The sequence below is a fragment of the Candidatus Solincola tengchongensis genome, from assembly GCF_015711935.1.
GTDB lineage: Bacteria > Actinomycetota > Geothermincolia > Geothermincolales > RBG-13-55-18 > Solincola_A > Solincola_A tengchongensis.
The window spans coordinates 31,863-48,499 of sequence record NZ_JACVJJ010000080.1; the positions used below are offsets into that span (position 1 = coordinate 31,863).

Below are 16,637 nucleotides of genomic sequence, written 5' to 3' on the forward strand. Positions count from 1 at the left end.
GAGACCGGAGGCGACACCTCCCGCCTGAAACCGGCCGGGCCCATGTGCCGGATTCAGGGGGCAAACCGCCGGTGTTATAATCTTCCTGGTTCGACCGGCTGAAAAGCACCTTACCACCGGTGCAGCGATCAGAGGGAGGGCAGGATGAGCTACGACATATTCCAACCCGTTCACGAGGATTTCCGCCGCAATCTCCGGGAGTTCGTGGAGAAGGAGCTCGCCCCCCACGCCGACGAGTGGGAGGAGGCGGAGGAGTTCCCCCGCTGGGTGTTCACGCGCATGGGGGAGCTGGGTTTTTTGGGCATGTCCTATCCCGAGAGATACGGGGGGGACGATGACCGCCTCGCGGAGGCCGTCTTCCACGAGGAGATAACCCGTTGCGGCTCGGCGGGCGTGGCCGCCGGGCTGGGTGCTCACATCGGCATCGCCATGCCCCAGATAAACCGCTTCGGGACCGAGGAACAGAAGGAGAAATACCTCGTCCCCGGCATAAAAGGGGAGAGCATCGGCGCCCTGGGTATCACCGAACCGGAGGCCGGCTCGGACGTGGCAGGCATCCGCACTTACGCCGTGCGCGACGGCTCGGACTGGATAATCAACGGCTCCAAGACCTTCATAACCAACGGGGTGCGTTGCGACTGGGTGGTGGTGGCCGCCAAGACGGACCGGGACAAGGGGTACGCCGGAATCTCCCAGTTCATCGTGGACCGCGGCACCCCGGGATTCGAGACCTCGAAGAAGATAAAGAAACTGGGCTGGAAGGCCTCGGACACCGGGGAGCTCTCCTTCATCGACGTCCGGGTCCCCGCCGACGCCCTGCTGGGTGAGGAGAACCGGGGCTTCTACCAGATAATGGCAAACTTCGTCTGGGAGCGCCTGATCATGGCCCTGGGGGCGGTGGCCGGAGCCCAGCTGCTCTTCGACATCGCCCTACAGTATGCCAAGGAGAGGCAGGCCTTCGGGAGGCCAATAGGGAAATTCCAGGCCATCTCCCACATGCTGGCGGACATGGCCACGGAGATCGAGCTGGGAAGGGCCTTCACCTATCACGTCCTCAAGCTCTACGTGGAGGGCAAGGAGCCGGTGAGGGAAGTGGCCATGGCCAAGCTCTACGCCTGCGACATGGCCTGCCGGGTGGCGGACCGGGCCCTGCAGATCCACGGCGGTTACGGCTACACAGAGGAGTACCCGCTGGCGCGGGCCTACCGCGACATGCGCCTGGGACCCATCGGAGGGGGCACCGACCAGATAATGCGGGAGATCATCGCCCGCTCCTACGGCCTCTGACCGGGGCCGCTCCGCGCGGGCAAGCCCGAACCTCAGGGACGCGTCAAAGGAACCAACCCCATGGAGCGGTGGGGAAGGAGCGCGGCATGGCGTTCCCAAGAAAGGGAAGTGGCAGGCCTCCTCTCCGGGGTACGGTTCACAGGAGCTTTCGGAGGGCCGATTCTAGCTCCTCCGGCCGGCGGGATCCGAAGAGGACCTTCCTCCCGTCGCGGAGCACGAGCTGCACGCCGCGGTTCCCGGAAACGTTGTAGGCTTTCCCGCCCCTCCATCCCCAGCGTATCCCCCATCCTCCATATTCCATGACCGGGCGGTAGGTCCTGGCCTCCACCTCGGCTATCTCCTCCCGGCCCAGGCGGTGCCAGCGCCGGTGGAAGGGATGGTAACGGTAGTGCAGGCCGTCCCCCCGCACCTCCACCACCAGGCGGGAGGAGAGGAAGAGCCACGGGAAACCGATGCCCATGAGAATCCAGGTCAGGGCCACCAGCCAGTCGGGGGCCGGTTTGCTGCCCAGGGGCCTGCGCAGCACGAGCTGCTGGAAGAAGGCGTACCAGGCGAACCCCGCCGTCCCCAGGACCACCGCGTAGACCCACCACTGGTGGAAGCGCTGTTCCTCACGAAAAAGGCATTCCTCTTCCCTGACTCTCTCCCGCATCGCCGTCTCCTCCCCTCCCACCTCACGAGATCATGCCCCTCCCCTGTCTTCCTGCTCCCGTCTCCTTCCGCGCGCCGACCCCGGCGCTCAGCACACTTCTCGTGCGAGGACGAAACCTTTCCCGCTGCGCCTCAACCGGGGTCCTCGTCCTGTGGCACGCCCGTGCCTCCCGCCATTCCCGCCTCTGCCCGCCGTGCGTCCGGTGGGAACCCGCCCACCGCCTGGCTCCCACCCGTTCTTCTCTCGCGGTACCAGACCGTGGCCAGGGAGAGAACCATGACCGTAGCGCTGACGGCCTGGAAAAAAACGCCTGCAGAGCTCCGAGAGTGGTAGCGGAAGAACTCGTTGAAGAGACGTATGGCGCCGTATCCGCCCACGGCAAGAAGGAACAGGTCCCAATCCCTGACCACCCTCTTCCTCCAGCGCAGAAGCAGGAAGAAGAAGGCCAAGTCCAGGAGGAGCTCATAGAGCTGCGTAGGGTGCACCGCTGTGGAGGTGCCAGGGAAAGTCACCGCCCAAGGGAGGCCGGATGGCTTCCCCCCGCAGCAGCCGTTGAGGAAACACCCCACTCGGGCCACGGCCAGGGACAGAGGGAGGGTGAGACCAACAGCATCGGCCACCTTTCCCGCCGCGAGCCCCATTCTCCTCACAATGAGCACGCAAGCCGGGAGGGCGAGGGCTAGGCCCCCGTAGAAGACCAGGCCCCGCATGTTGAGATCGAAGATGGATGACCAGTCCCCGGAGAACTCCCCCCAGTGCCCGAGGACGTAGAAGAGGCGCGCCCCCAAGACCCCGCTGAATGCGGCCACCGCCCCCACCGGATAGATGGCCGAGGCGTCCTCTCCCCGGCGCCCCAGCTCCCGCCCGGCTACCATGACCCCGGCCAGGAAAGCGAGGAAGAGGAAGGCCCCGTAGGAATATACGGGGTAGGAACCGATGTGAAAAAGGACGGGACGCACCCGCGCATCACCCCTCTCTTAATCACGGTGCCCACGACTCCACGGGTCCGCCGATATCTGCATGGTCGCTTTCCTGCCGGGCGAAGGTTCGAGGTTCCCAGCCGACCCCCGCTCAATTCTCCTTTTTCGGCCCCGCTCATAAGAAGTCTAACAGATGGAGCTTTCCTTCGACCCCCTCGGCCTCCACCGGGGTATCGGGCAGGCCCCTCTCTTATGGGGATTTCCTCAAACCTGCTCCTTCTCCGGCCCAAACCCTCTGTACAGGGCTCGCCCGGGTAGCGGTCATGGCGAGGGCGCGAGGGTCACATCACCTCTCCGACATCTCCGCGGCCGCTGCCGCGTACCTCTGTCCGCCGGAGGGGATAGCGTATGGCCACCCCCTCACTCACGCCACCTTCGTCGGGGAACGCGCCCTAAAATTAGCCAGATGTCGAGAGGACCGAGAGGGACGAGCTCCATCCGGCGCTTCCGGGCGCGGCGGCGCGGGAAATCCGAGCCACCCTCCCCGCCGGGGCGGTGCCGAGGATATCAGCGGATACCGAGACTAGGAGGAGGGAATCTTTTTCCTCGTAAGTGGGGAAAATGGAGACTGGAGGGGGTGACGGACATGGAGGGATATAGGAGCCGGAAGTGGGCCCTTGTTGTCCTGCCGTTCTTCCTGTTCCTGACCGTGCCCGTCTGCGGATGCGGGAGGTCGGCGCCGGAGCCGGCCAAAGCCACGGTGCCCGCGCTCGGCGGCATGGGCGTCGAGGACGCCAGGGGAGCGCTGCTGGAAGAGGAACTGGCAGTCGGCTCCCTCTCGGAGGAATATTCGGAGACCGTGCCCCCGGGCCTGGTCATCCGCACCCTGCCTCCGGAAGGGGAAACGGTGGAGCCGGGGACTGCGGTTGACCTGGTGGTCAGCAGGGGTCCGGAGCCGGTCTCCCTTCCCGACCTGAGAGGAAAGCCGGAGGGAGAGGCTGTTGCCCTCCTCAAGAATCTCGGGCTGCAGCCCAACATGCAGCAGGCCTACAACGAGTCCGTCCCCGTCGGGCTGGTCTGCGCCTCGGACCCGCCGCCCGGCACATCCCTTGTTAAGGGGTCCGTGGTTACACTCACCGTGAGCCTGGGGTCGGCCTACGTGACCTGCCCCGTATGTGGGGGAAAGGGCACGGTGACCGTCTCCGAGACCTGCCCGGAATGCGGCGGCTCCGGCGTGTGTTACACGTGAGGGGGCTCCAGCGTGCCGTGCAGCACGTGCGGAGGGACGGGGACCCTGAAGCGGACCGAGACCTGCTCCAGATGCGGGGGGCGGGGCAGGGTCCACCGCTGACGGGCTCCCCGGGTTGACATACCGAATCACGGTACCCGCCGGCGAAGAGCGTCCTTCCGGGCGGACTTCGGGCAGAGGAACTCAATGCCGGCCTTTCACCCCCACCGACAGCCGGCGGAAGACGCAGGTTTCGCCGCTCTCCGCCGAGGCCGGCCGCCCGACGAAGGCCCGCATTTACAAGAGGCCGTAAACCCACACAACACCACACGGCACGCGCAATCAGGGCAAATGCACCGGCATTACGTTACTACCTCAGGCGGGCGACTATCCGACCATCAGTCGATATGCGGCACACCTCTCCATGCCGTCAAATAAAGTGCAGGAAGACGAAGAACGGGTGTTTCGGAGGGTGCCGAAGAAGATGGCAAGCGGGAAAAAGTGGGCAAGATATCTCATCACCGCTTCCCTGGTGGTGACTATATTGATAGCCCTGTTGGCCTTCACCGCGGCGGTCGAGGCCGCGCCCGGGGTCACGGTGAAGGTCTCCATAGCCCCCGCTTTGCGGGTGCGCGCGGACGGGACCCTGCAGAGCAACATTCCGACCACGATGACCTGGCACGAGGAGGGACTCCTTCTCACCGTGACCGCGAGATGAACCTCCACAACCGGAGGAACGCCTTCCCTCAATTCTTCGGACCCCACGACTCCAAGGGAACGCGGTTTGGCGAGTGCTGACCGGCAAAACAACTTCCGGACGACGTCCCCAATCGCTCGGCCCTCGGGAAACACGATACATCTTTCTTGCCGCGGCTCTCCTCGCCCCGCCCGACCCCGGCGGAAACCCGCTGGATTCCGGCACCGACCCGATGCCCTCACCGCGCAAACTCCAGGGGCGCGCCCAATCCTGCTCCAAAGGTGATGTGGATCCACCTCCGACCGAGAATGTCGTAGGCCGAGATGCAAGCCCTCCGGATAATAGCGTCCGCGCGACTTTCCTCCGGCTGTCTGGGCAAGAGACCGAGGATTGCGCGCGCCTTCGTGGGGTCTATTCCCTTCTTCTCCAACCCGAAGCTTGTAGGGAGGGTCTCTACTCTACTCTTGTTTCCCCTCCCGCGGCAAGGATCCGAAGGTCATTTACGGGCGACCTTCAGGCTCACCCGGAAGCGTCCCCGCAGGTAGCGTATCAGGTAACGGAGTCCCACCCCGATAAGCAGGATGAACAGTATCCAGAGGATGGGCAACACCCAGAACCCGCTCCCGGCGCGCTTCTCGGTGTCGAAGGTGTACATATCCGGCCCATACTTGATGACCGCCTCGGCGCGGAAATACCCCAGGGCGGGAGGGGAAGGGAGGTAGCCGTCGAAGTAGCGCACCGTCCCCGGGAGGATGGTGATCTCCCCCAAGTCAATCACCCCGGAGCCGAAGCCCGCCCCGGCGCGGTAGGTGAGCTGGGCCTGCAGGGTGAGGTGCACGTTGCCCTTGTTCTCCACCTCCAGGTGGTACTTCATGCTCCGCGCCGGCCACCCCGCCTCACCCCCCTCGGGCGGACCCCAGAGAGAGAAGAAGTCACTTTCCACGGAGAGGGCCTTTATCTCGGCGTCCCTCACGATGTCCCCGGGGACGGTGACCAGGATGAGCGAGCCTATGCGGTAGGTGGGCTTGACCCCCATGCCCGGAGGAGGCTCCGAGGCGTCCTGGAAGAAGAGCACCGAGTAATGCCCGCCCGGCTCCGCGTCCTGGGGCACCACAAGGGTGAAGGGTTCCTCGTGCTGGGAGCGCGGCGGGACGGTCAGACGGTCGCGCCGCATCTCTATCCACTTGGAACAGGAATAGGTGTAGTAACCCGGCTCGTTGAACTCATAGCTGTTGTCCGGTCTTATGAAGAAGTCCATGGGATAGACCAGGAGCTTCAAATCCCCGTCGGTGTGGTTGACCAGGGTGATGGTGAAGTCCACCCTCTCCCCCGGACGCACGGTGAGCTCCTTCTTCACCGGTGAGACGGTGAGGTCGAAATCCTGGGCCCGCGCCTCCTCCGCTTCTATAGGGAAGGCGAGGACAAGGAGCGACAGTACGAGCGCCACGGCCACCGTGGCCGCGGGCCTGCCCCACGCTGCCCGAACGGCTTCACGACTTCTCAGAACCAATTGCCTCCTTCGAAGTCCTCTCCTTGACATGTCCTCCTCCCCTTCAAGGTATTCGGTTCGCCGCCTTCCCCCACCTGATTCTCGAGGCGCGGATGCGAAGTTCTCGGCAATAGCGGGCCGAGCGGGGCTCATCCTCTTCTCCCGGGAAACATTATGGTGGAAGCGAAAGGAGGATACAAATCCTCCACATGCCGCCATAACCTAATACAATCCCAGACACGGCGGGCGTTCCCCCTTGATCCCTGGAACTCCCCCGCAAAGGGCGAGATCGGATGAGCGGCCTCGTTTCCCTGAGGTACGGCCACCCGCCTCCCCGCTGAGGTCTCACTCCGGCGGGGCGCGAAGACCGGAGGGCCCGGCCTGCGCCGGGCCCTCCCTCCTTGCGGCCACGTCTTTGTCTGCGAATTCCTTACCGCCCCACCACGGTGTAGATGTGGGTGGCGGTGTAGGTGGACGGGGGGTCCTCCCACTCGATGTCGATGCGGTAGTTCACCGAGAGGTTGATGTTCCCTCCCCGGTTGCCTTCCGCCACCATGACGTCGGTGCCGAATTCCGTGTTCGAGCTCTGCACTGCCGTCACCCTCGAGTCGCCGGATGAGGAGGTGAAGGTCAGGCGGCTGGAAGGGATGGTGTATGTGCCGTCCGTCAGGTCCCCGGTCTTGTCCACCTCCAGCCTCCATGGACGGTTGGCGGACACCGTGGCCCCCAGGGTGTCGGTGTACACCCCATCCGAGCCGGGTCCGCCGTCAGGCAGCAGGGAACCGCCGAAGTTAACGGTGTTCTTGCTAACCGTCAGGCGCAGGGCCTCGGCCACAGTGGCGGAGACGTTCACGTTCTCCGGGTTGGCGGCCTGGGCCGGGGCGACGAGCAGGAACACCAGGAGCAGGGCGGCGGCCCCCAGCATCCCCAGGACTCTCATCCTCTTTCCCATCTTCCTACCTCCTTCTCGGGAAATATGGTTCGAGAATCGTTTCTCGCTACGATTATCGAGCTTCCGCGGCCTCTTTTAATCATTGACACCCTAAGCGCGGGCATAGTGGCGGCGAACGGCGCTTGCCGGGGGGCGAACGGAAAGCGGGCACAGGAAAATACTCGCGGGTAGCCTGCGGAGGAGAACAGGCCGCGCTCCTGTCCCCGGTCACGGCGGATTTACCCGGTCACCCGCTCTCCCGGACCTCAAAGGGCGCTTTAGAGGTCCCAGGACTGATCCCAGCATTGAGATGGCGCCGGACCTGGAGGTCGTGGATCGCGTGGGAGAGGTAAGGACGAAAACGCATTGCCCTTTGAAAGGCGTGGCGAGAGACGGGAGAGGCAACCAGCACCTCGAAAAAAAAGGCCGGAGGCCATCAACCAATGCCTCCGACCCGCGCTTTTCCTGGAGCCGGCGAGGAGACTCGAACTCCTGACCTGCTCATTACGAGTGAGCTGCTCTACCTGCTGAGCTACGCCGGCCCAAAAAGATTATATGGGGTCAGGTCTTGAATTGTGATACCCCTGGAGGTATAGTGTACCATTTACCTTCGTCAGATACCCTTGGGGGTATCACAATTCAAGACCTGACCCCTTTCACAATTCAAGACCTGACCCCTTTCACAAACGGGGGGAGATCTCTATGTCCATGAGATGCTCCTTCATCTTGTGGGTGAACTGCAGGGCCTCGAAGACGCCGCTTATGCGCTTCTGGATGGCGGCGATGCGCTCCTCGTCCCTCTCCGGATGGAAGAGGTGGCGGAACCTCCCCTGGGCTTTCAGGTACTCCTCCACCGGAAGGAGCTTGGCCTGCCCCTGGATGATGCGCTGCGTGCCTGCCGTGTAGGTGGTCTTGCCGTTCTCGTGCTCGTAGAGCATCCACATACCGGTCTGTACCGCCAGCCGGGCGACCTTCACCGTATGGGCGGAGGGGAATTTCCAGCCCGGGGGGCAGGGGGCCTGGATCTCGATGTAACGCGTGCCTTTCACCTCCTTGGCCTTGGCGAACTTGCGGAACATGTCCGTGGGGTAGGCCAAGGAGGCGGTGGCCACGTAAGGGATGCCGTGGGCGATCATGATCTGAGCCACGTCCTTACGCCATTCCTCCTTCCCTTTGGTGGTGTTGGTGGTCCAGGCGGCGTAGGGAGTGGCCCCGCTGCGTTGCGTCCCGGTGTTGGAATAGGCCTCGTTGTTGTAACATACGTAGATGAAGTCCGCGTTGCGCTCCGCGGCCCCGGAGAGGGCCTGGATGCCGATGTCGTATGTCCCTCCGTCCCCCGCCCAGACCAGGATGGTGGGCTTCTCGCGGAATTTACCTCTGGCTGCGAGACGCTCGGCGGCCGCGGCCATGCCCGACCCCGTCGCCCCCCCGGTGGCGAAGGCCATGTTCAGGGTGGGCAGGTTGAGAGCGGAGACGGGGTAGGGGCTCTGCAGGACCGAGGTGCAGGAGGCGATCACGCACAGGACGGTGTTCCTCCCCAGGGCCTTGAAAGCCACCCGGAGGGCCGCGCTTCCCGGACAACCCTGGCAGGCGGCGCTACCCTGCAGGAAGAGCTCCTCCTCCGGAAAGTCGCGCAGCCTCACCGCACTCCCTCCTTCCTCCAGTACTCCTCCAGGCTCCTCTTCACCAGACGGTGGTGTTCATTAAGGCGTACGGAAGGCCAGTGGCTCCCGGCGGGTAACCTCCCCTTGAAGGCGGCCTCCGCGTTTTCCACGAGGAGGTCGTAGGGAACGTCCCGCCCCCCCAGGCCGGTGATGATGCCGTGGATCGAGGGGTTGCCGCTCCCGTAGACCGCCGCCTTGACCTCGGAGAACAAGGGACCCTCCATCCCGAAGGAAACGGCGCGGTCGACGACCAGAGCCGCACGCAGGGGGGAGAGCAGCTCCCGCAGCTCGGCCGCCGGGAAGGGACGGTAGGAACGGATCCTCACCAGTCCGCAGGGATAGCCCCTCTCCCGGAGCACGTCCACCGCCACCCGGCACTCCGAGGCAAGGGTTCCCATGGCCAGAAGGGCGTACTCCGCGTCCTCCATGCGGTAGGCCTCCACCAACTCGCCGTGGTAACTCCCCACAAGCTCCCGGTATTCCCCGGCGGCCTCCACGATGACCCGGCGGGCGTTGTCCATGGCCCGCTGCATGGAGAACCTGACCTCCTCGTAGTCGTCGGGATAGATCACCGAGCCGTGGGTGAAGGGACGCTCCAGATCCAGCTTCCACAGGGAGCGGAAGGGCGGCAGGAAGCGGTCCACTGCCTCCTGTTCGGGTATCTCCACCTGCATGTAGGTGTGGGACATGACGAAGGCGTCGTAGCACACCATCACCGGCAGGATTACCCGCGGGTCCTCGGATATGCGGTAAGCCTGGATGACGGTGTCCAGGATCTCCTGGTGGTCGGAGCAGTAGAGCTGTATCCACCCCGTGTCCCTGGCGGCCATGGTGTCCTGGTGGTCGCACCAGATGTTCCACCCCGGCCCCAGGGCGCGGTTGACGTTGACCATGACCATGGGCAGACGGATGGCAGCCGCCCAGTGCAGGAGCTCGTGCATGTAGGCGAGGCCGTGCGAGGAGGTGGCGGAGAAGGCCCTGACCCCCATGGCCGCCGCGCCGATCATGGCCGCCATGGCGCTGTACTCGCTCTCCACGGGGATGTATTCGCACTCCATCTCACCCTCGGCCACGAAACGGGAGATCTCCTCGATGACCTGCGTTTGGGGAGTGATGGGGTAGGCGGACACCACCTCCACCCGGGCCAAGCGGGCTCCCCAGGCGGCCACGTGGTTGCCGGTCTCCACCAGCCTCATCCTCACCCTCTTTTCCTCGCCGTGTTCCTGGATCGTCTTCATGACTCATCGCTTTCCCGGAATCGTTCCCGGGGCCTGTAGGAGCATGGCCCGGCACGAACGCCGCGGACCCGCTTCAATCCCCTGCAGCCCCTTCCTCCTCGTCCTCCTTCACCATGCTCATGGCCTTTGTGGGGCACTCCTCGGCGCACACTCCGCATCCCTTGCAGTAGTCGTAATTTATCCTCAGGTCCTTGCTAATGCAGGCCTCCGGGCAGTATATCCAGCAGAGCAGGCATTTATTGCAGCGCTCCCCGTCGAGCACGGGACGGAAGGTCCTCCAGCTGCCGGTGAGCCCCACGCTACCCTCCGAGGGAACGGAGAGGGTGGTGAGGAAACCGATCTCCTCAGGCTCCTCCCTCCTCTTCCTTCCAGGCATTTTCACCCTTTCCTTTCTCCGATCCTTCACGAAGTCCCGGCCCATACGGCCCGCCATCCGCGAGACTTCCCGAGATGATGACTACCCTTCCTTCGGCGATGTTTATCCAGGGTCAAGGCGGGCGGCCCCTCTCCGGGGATGTCCTCAGGAGGCGGCGGTCCTCTCCCGGCTTTCCCTCTTTCCCGTCCCCCTGACCTCCCGCACGGAGGTGAAGCCCCTGCGGGCCGCTTCCATGCTCGCCTCCTGGCGCGTTGCGGGCACGTTGCGGCGGATCACCTCATTTACCGCCTCCAGGGGTACAATCTCGGTCACGTAGGAGACGGCCCCCAGAAAGACCTGGTTGAGGACGGGCATCCCCTCCACCACCATGCCCAGTTCCAGGGCTATGGAGGTGGCGTCCAGGGCATAGGCCTTGAAGGGAAGCCCTTTCAGGGCCGCGTCCTCCTCCTCCCGCTGGTTCACCAGCACCACGGTGCTCTCCTTGGTCCCCTCCTTGAGTGCCGACTCCAGCAAAGAAATGTTCATCACCACCAGGAAGTCCGCACGGTATATCTGGCTCCGCAGATATATGGGCCGGTCGTCCATACGCACGTAGGACTTCACCGGAGCTCCCCTTCTCTCGGCGCCGAAGAAGGGGAAGGCCTGAACCTGCTTTCCCACCAGGTCTCCCGCCTGGGCCAGGAGGTTGATGAGGGTCACCGCTCCCTGGCCGCCCAGACTGTGAAAACGTATCTCTACCATTTTTTTCCTTAAAACGAACGCCGTCCCTTACGGGACTATAGGGCCACGAAAGCCTGGGCCCGCATAGACCAAATATATAGCACACGCAAGTTTGAGTTGTCGATGAGAGAAGGAGACCGCCGGCGGACCTCGGCTCCCCGCTTCAGCGGGCAAGGTTTTAGGGGTCGGGAAAGTGGAGCGGGCTCAATCCGGGGCCAGTTCTTCGTCCGTGTCCTCCACCACCTCGTCCTCCACTTCCTCCTCCGGCTCCACATCCTGCGGCGGCGGGCCGAAGTAGCTGGCGGGGACGGAGAACTTCTCCCCTCCCTCGAGTTCCAGGGTCACCCTCTCGTGGAGGACGTCGTGGGCCACCACCCGCGCCGGCCCCCTCTCCGTCTCCACTTCCTCCCCCACTGCGGGAACCCAGCGGAGGAAGCGCCGGTAGGCTTCCTGCTCGTAGTGCAGGCAGCACATGAGGCGTCCGCATATACCGGATATCTTCGCCGGATTGAGGGGGAGGTGCTGCTCCTTGGCCATGCGGATGGAGATGGGATGGAACTGGTTGAGGAAGGTCACGCAGCAGAGGGGGCGGCCGCAGGGCCCCAGGCCACCGATCATCTTGGCCTCGTCCCGCACGCCTATCTGCCGCAGCTCGATGCGCGTCTTCAGGGTGGAGGCCAGATCGCGCACCAGGGCCCGGAAGTCCACACGCCCCTCGGCGGTGAAATAGAAGGTTATGGAGCTGCCGTCGAAGGCGTAATCCATGTCCACCAGCTTCATGGGCAACTGGTGCTTGGCGATGAGCTCCTGGCATTTACGCCAGGCGCGGTCCCGCCGGAACTCGTTACGCTCCTTCTGCTGGCGGTCCCGGTCCGTCGCCCGCCTGATGACCTTCTGAAGCTGCCCGGAGCAACGCGGGTCGGGTATCTCCCGCGGGGGCACCACCACCACCGCGAATTCCGGTCCCTTGGGCGTGGGGACCATGACCTCGTCCCCCACGCGGAGGGAGAGCCTGTCGGGATCGTAGTAATGTACCTTCCCGCCCTTCTTGAAAACCACACCCACTATGGTGGCCATCTTCAACCTCCCGGCCCACTCCCCGCTCCTCCCCGGCGAGGGGGCGACACCTGGACGAATCCTCACAGAACGACATTCCACCGGACCTCGCTGCCCGCATCCTGCCGTCTCGACCGGTCCCCGGGTCTGCCTTCTCCCCGGACACCGCTGCCTCCAAACGGGGCAGCGCTAGCCACAATAAAGGCTCCTTATCTCCGTCACCAGGTGGGAGAGGACGAGCTCCTCGTCCACGTTGGCCTCCAGCGCCTTTCCGGCCTCCCGCAACCTCTCCAGGCACCTGTACGCGCGACGGGCATCGAGGTGGCCGGCCTCCCTCTCCAACTCCTTCCGCCATTCCGGGTTCAGGAGCATGGATTCCACGGCCTCTCCTCCCTCATCGCCCACAACAATCAAGAGCATTATATCCCGGTAGAAAGAGGCCATGCCATCCAGGAAGTCACGCGCCGCCAGGCGCCTGGCCCGTTTGTCGCGGCGGGAGGCCTCTTCCTCCCGGCGCTTGCGCAGGCGTTCCGCGCTTTTCCTGTCCAGGGCCGCCAGGTAGGCCTCCAACCCCTCATCCTCTTCCTCAAGCCGGAGCTCGTGCAGCGCCCGGCGGCAGGACTCCATCCTCTCCAGCGCTTCCCGGAGGGTGAGGCGGCGCAGGGAGGCCGCGCATTCCACGCCCCGCTTCCAGTAAACGGCGGCCTCCGGGTGGCGGGCCCAGGTGACGGCACGGCCGAACATCCCTCCCGCCCGCCGGCCCAGGGACCGCGCCTCCTCCCGGGGGAGGCCCTCCCGCCGCACAAGGTATTCCTCAAGCTCCCTCCACCCGATGGAGGTGAAACGCACCTCCCGGCAACGGGAGACCACCGTGGGGGGCAGACTATCCCGGCTCTCGGAGACCAGTATGAGGTGGGTGTCCGGCAGAGGCTCCTCCAGGGTCTTGAGGAAGGCATTGGCGGCCTCCGCGGTCATGGACTGGGCTTCGTCCACCACCACCACATGGCCTCGACCCTCCACCGATTTTCGGCTGAGGGCGCTCTCCAGCTCGCGCACCCGCTCCACCCTTATGTTCATGCCCTCCGGCTCCAGCAGGTGAAGGTCGGGGTGCATCCGCGCCGCCACCCTGCGGCAGGATGGGCATCCATCCGCGTCGCCGGAGGGGCAGAGCAGGGCGGCGGACATCACCAGAGCGGTGGTGAACTTTCCCACACCGCGCGGACCGGTGAAGAGGAGGGCGTGGGGAACGTCACCCCTGAGGAGCATGGAACGGAGGTGGCCCACGGCCGCCTCCTGCCCGAACACGTCATCCCAACCGGAAACCTTTCCGGGATTCACGCTCTCTCCTCCGTTTCCTGCCGCTGCCCCCAATGACGTGTGCGCGTCTCCCCGGGGTTCTCCTTCCGGGATCCACGCCCTCTCCTTCACCCGTCACGCCGGTTCCGCGCCGTGCCCCCTTAATCTCCGGGGATGCCCACCGGGCTTCCGGACCGCTTCTCCCCACGACGACGGTTCTTACCCTCGATGCCGGCAACCTCATGGAATGCCTTCCGCCTCTCTCCCCCGCGCCCCCGCAAAGACCGCGACGACCCTACGCGCCGCCCCGCTCAGACCGCTTGGCCCCAACCTCTGGGCCCCCTTTGAGGCCACACCGAGGGGGAGGAAGGATCATCGCGGGTGAAAGGCGCTTGCCTTCCGGGAAGCCGCGGCTGGGAACCGCAGTCGGGGGCCGGAATGCCCCTCCGTGCCCCCGCCGTATCCCGAAAGGTCAGCCGATGAGCTTCATCACCTCTTCCATCACCCGGTGATGGATGTTCTCCGGCTTGTCCGCCCCGTTGAGCACCACGTAGCGGTAGGGGAAGAACTTGGCCAGGGTGCGATAGGCCTCCTGCACCTGCTCGTGAAAGGACTCCGGCTGCGCCTCCATCCTGTCCAGGGTTTCCTTGCGCTTCTCCAGCCTCTTCAGGCCCACCCGGTAGGGGATCTCCAAAAGGAAGGTCAGGTCGGGATAGAGGTCGTCGGTTACCCACTCGTTCAGGTTGCGCACGCCCTCCAGGCCCACGCGCCTGGCCACCCCCTGGTAGGCCAGCGAGGAGTCAAGGTAGCGGTCGCACAAGACCACTTTGCCCGCCTCCAGGGCCGGTTTTATCACCTCGTACACGTGCTGGGCCCGGTCCGCGGCGTAGAGCACCGTCTCGGTGAGGGGATGCATCTCCCGGAAGGCGGGGTCGAGAAGGATACGCCGTATCTCCTCCCCCAGCCTGGTCCCGCCCGGCTCGTGCGTGGCCACCACGTCAACCTTCATGCGGATGAGGTGGGCGTGGAGCATGTTCATCTGGGTGGTCTTTCCCGAGCCCTCCACGCCCTCGAAGGTGATGAGGACTCCCTTCCTCTTCCCCGGCGTTTTCGAAGCGTTCCTGTGGCTCATATCCTTCCCTTCCGCCTTCTTCTTCCCGTCAAGGGAAAAGTTTATCCCCCACGGCGGCTCCAGTCCACCGTGTTTCTGGACCTAGGCACCATGTTTCTGAACCTGGGCACCATGTTTCTGGACCTGGGCACCGCTGACCGGGGTCCTCTTTCTCTGAAGCGGGAGCTCCTTCAAGTTGCAGGAGCAGGAACTCAACGGCTACCAATGCCTCGCCTTTCCGTCCTTGACCATCTCCCATATTGGCCTTTTTTCCTATCTAGCCTCTCCCGCCCCATGCCCAAAGCGCTCTGTGCCACCCCACGGGCCCTTCTTTACGAGCCTAAAAACTGGAAGTCCTGCACCCGCTCAACCCTGCTATGTCCCGCTCCGGCATCCTCCCTTCCATGCGGGAACGGCAACCATCGGGCGCCCCCCACTCATCCGTACCGGGGAACGCGTTCTTCTAGCGGCAGGGAGCTCCGGCGGGCAGTGAATCGCTACCTGAAGAGGCATATCCCCGTCGCCTTGGGGCCATACGCGACCGAGGACGCTATGCCCCGTGGGAAGGCCGACGCGCCCAACCTGCGCGATCACGCAGGTTGGACTAGACATATGGCCGGACCTTACCACCTTTCGCACCGGCGAGAACCTCAAACGGGGCGGCGCCGAGGTCGTCATTCCCTCCCCGATAGGTTGCCACGGTCGCGGATCAACGAGCTTGAACATTGATAAGTGAGCCACCTGGAGCGGGCTGCTTTTCCGCCCTCACAAACGGGCCAGGTGGGAGAAGACGTCGCCCCCCTTGAGATCGTAGGCCACAAGGACGGGGAGGTCCTCCACCTCCAGCTCGTACACCGCCTCGGGCCCAAGCTCCCCATAGGCCAGGAGGCGTAAGGCGCGCACCCGGGAGCCCAACAGGGCCGCGGTCCCCCCGATACCCACCAGGTAGAGGACGCCGTTCTCCGCCAGGACCCGCCTTGTCTCCGGGGATCGAGGCCCCTTTCCGATGCAGGCGGCGATGCCCTCCTCGGCCAGCCGCCGCGTATAGGGGTCCATGCGGGAAGCCGTGGTGGGCCCCACGGAACCGGCCACCCTTCCCGGGGGTGCGGGGGTGGGGCCGGTGTAATAGACGACCTCCCCCCGCAGTTCCACGGGCGGTCGTTCCCCCCTCTCAAGGGCCTCCACCAGCCTCCGGTGCGCCTGGTCCCGGGCGGTGATGAGCCTCCCGGTCAGGAGCAGGCGGTCCCCCGCGGAGACCTTCTCCCGGAACTCCCGCGTCAGGGGAGTGGCCACCCTGATCCCGTTGCCTCCCGCCATTTCCCTACCCCACCTCCCCAAGCTGAGAATCCGCCGCGTTCATGCCCCTCTGACGACGCGACCGTCCTGGTCTCAACGGTCCTCCACCACCTCCTCCGTGGAAGGTTCCCCTCGGCCGGAATCCTGCCCCTCCGGATCCATCCCCCTTTCCCCCGCCAGGGTGGTGGTCGCGGACCCGTCCCCGGCAAGCGAGGGGGCGGGCAAGCCATAGCCCTCCTCCCGCTCCGGGGTCAGGGGCCCTCCACAGGCCCCCTCGCCGGCGAAAGCGAAATGGCGGTGGAAGGAACGCTGCCCGTAGACGCCGGCGGCGAAGATCACCAGCCCTCCCACGAGCAGGATGAGCTGGGGGCCGTTGAGGAGATAGCGGAAGTCCGCGTATCTCCCGTCTATCTCACCCTGGTAGGACCCGCCCAACCTGACCAGCCACAGGGAGAGGGGACGCAGGCCCAACCGGCGGCCCAGCCCGGTTATCAGGTCCGCCAGGGGCCCGGCCAGCATGATGGACACGAATATGGAAGCCCGCATGATGACCTGGATGGTGGCAAAGGCCCTCCCCCGGTACTCCTCGTCCAGCCTCTCATGCAGGAGGGTGACCATGCCCACGATGGCATAGCCCATGAAGACGCCGCCCAGGAAGGCCACCAGGAAGGATATC

16 protein-coding genes and 1 tRNA gene are annotated in these 16,637 nt (G+C 64.8%); 3 read left to right on the forward strand and 14 right to left on the reverse strand.

Translation table 11 applies throughout. The features are described from left to right. Positions 1 to 144 precede the first annotated feature (144 nt). Positions 145 to 1,287, forward strand: a complete 1,143-nt coding sequence (locus H7007_RS06900) for an acyl-CoA dehydrogenase family protein (RefSeq protein WP_287154181.1) — start codon at positions 145 to 147, stop codon at positions 1,285 to 1,287. Positions 1,288 to 1,423: 136 nt separating this feature from the next. Here the strand turns inward: H7007_RS06900 and H7007_RS06905 are convergent, their stop codons facing one another. Together H7007_RS06905 and H7007_RS06910 are read right to left on the reverse strand one after the other, a co-directional pair. After that, positions 1,424 to 1,939, reverse strand: coding sequence for a DUF6141 family protein (locus tag H7007_RS06905; RefSeq protein ID WP_287154182.1), 516 nt, complete (start codon positions 1,937 to 1,939; stop codon positions 1,424 to 1,426). A gap of 131 nt (positions 1,940 to 2,070) precedes the next feature. Continuing rightward, positions 2,071 to 2,898, reverse strand: a complete 828-nt coding sequence (locus tag H7007_RS06910; protein ID WP_287154184.1) for a prolipoprotein diacylglyceryl transferase — start codon at positions 2,896 to 2,898, stop codon at positions 2,071 to 2,073. Between the two features lie 607 nt (positions 2,899 to 3,505). Here H7007_RS06910 and H7007_RS06915 point away from each other — a divergent pair. Together H7007_RS06915 and H7007_RS06920 are read left to right on the forward strand one after the other, a co-directional pair. After that, a complete protein-coding gene (locus H7007_RS06915) occupies positions 3,506 to 4,108 on the forward strand; it encodes a PASTA domain-containing protein (protein WP_287154186.1) in 603 nt (200 codons plus the stop codon). Between the two features lie 463 nt (positions 4,109 to 4,571). Beyond that, complete coding sequence (locus tag H7007_RS06920; protein ID WP_287154187.1) at positions 4,572 to 4,805, forward strand: hypothetical protein; 234 nt, start codon at positions 4,572 to 4,574, stop codon at positions 4,803 to 4,805. A gap of 475 nt (positions 4,806 to 5,280) precedes the next feature. On the opposite strand, the gene H7007_RS06925 is transcribed toward H7007_RS06920, so the two are convergent. The 12 genes from H7007_RS06925 to H7007_RS06980 all read right to left on the reverse strand — a co-directional run. Next, positions 5,281 to 6,294: a COG1470 family protein gene (locus tag H7007_RS06925; RefSeq protein WP_287154189.1), complete on the reverse strand. Its 1,014-nt coding sequence runs from the start codon at positions 6,292 to 6,294 to the stop codon at positions 5,281 to 5,283. Positions 6,295 to 6,703: 409 nt separating this feature from the next. Beyond that, positions 6,704 to 7,225, reverse strand: coding sequence for a hypothetical protein (locus H7007_RS06930; RefSeq protein ID WP_287154191.1), 522 nt, complete (start codon positions 7,223 to 7,225; stop codon positions 6,704 to 6,706). 445 nt (positions 7,226 to 7,670) lie between these two features. Further along, positions 7,671 to 7,746, reverse strand: a tRNA-Thr gene (locus H7007_RS06935). A 138-nt stretch (positions 7,747 to 7,884) separates the two neighbouring features. Beyond that, positions 7,885 to 8,847 carry a thiamine pyrophosphate-dependent enzyme gene (locus tag H7007_RS06940; RefSeq protein WP_287154192.1) on the reverse strand — a complete coding sequence of 321 codons (963 nt, stop codon included), beginning with the start codon at positions 8,845 to 8,847 and terminating at the stop codon, positions 7,885 to 7,887. Next, positions 8,844 to 10,106 carry a hypothetical protein gene (gene porA, locus H7007_RS06945; RefSeq protein WP_287154194.1) on the reverse strand — a complete coding sequence of 421 codons (1,263 nt, stop codon included), beginning with the start codon at positions 10,104 to 10,106 and terminating at the stop codon, positions 8,844 to 8,846. Before porA ends, H7007_RS06940 begins: the two co-directional genes overlap by 4 nt. A 73-nt stretch (positions 10,107 to 10,179) precedes the next feature. Next, positions 10,180 to 10,482, reverse strand: coding sequence for a 4Fe-4S binding protein (locus tag H7007_RS06950; RefSeq protein WP_287154196.1), 303 nt, complete (start codon positions 10,480 to 10,482; stop codon positions 10,180 to 10,182). A gap of 144 nt (positions 10,483 to 10,626) precedes the next feature. After that, positions 10,627 to 11,223 carry a 2-oxoacid:acceptor oxidoreductase family protein gene (locus H7007_RS06955; RefSeq protein WP_287154197.1) on the reverse strand — a complete coding sequence of 199 codons (597 nt, stop codon included), beginning with the start codon at positions 11,221 to 11,223 and terminating at the stop codon, positions 10,627 to 10,629. Positions 11,224 to 11,406: 183 nt separating this feature from the next. Further along, a complete protein-coding gene (locus H7007_RS06960) occupies positions 11,407 to 12,279 on the reverse strand; it encodes a PSP1 domain-containing protein (protein ID WP_287154199.1) in 873 nt (290 codons plus the stop codon). A 168-nt stretch (positions 12,280 to 12,447) separates the two neighbouring features. Further along, positions 12,448 to 13,596 carry a DNA polymerase III subunit gene (locus H7007_RS06965; protein ID WP_287154201.1) on the reverse strand — a complete coding sequence of 383 codons (1,149 nt, stop codon included), beginning with the start codon at positions 13,594 to 13,596 and terminating at the stop codon, positions 12,448 to 12,450. A gap of 430 nt (positions 13,597 to 14,026) precedes the next feature. Next, positions 14,027 to 14,686: a dTMP kinase gene (gene tmk, locus H7007_RS06970; RefSeq protein ID WP_287154203.1), complete on the reverse strand. Its 660-nt coding sequence runs from the start codon at positions 14,684 to 14,686 to the stop codon at positions 14,027 to 14,029. A gap of 744 nt (positions 14,687 to 15,430) precedes the next feature. After that, positions 15,431 to 15,982 carry a FumA C-terminus/TtdB family hydratase beta subunit gene (locus H7007_RS06975; RefSeq protein ID WP_287154205.1) on the reverse strand — a complete coding sequence of 184 codons (552 nt, stop codon included), beginning with the start codon at positions 15,980 to 15,982 and terminating at the stop codon, positions 15,431 to 15,433. A gap of 72 nt (positions 15,983 to 16,054) precedes the next feature. Further along, positions 16,055 to 16,637 (reverse strand): hypothetical protein (locus tag H7007_RS06980; RefSeq protein ID WP_287154207.1); only part of this gene is annotated, 583 nt, incomplete at its 5' end.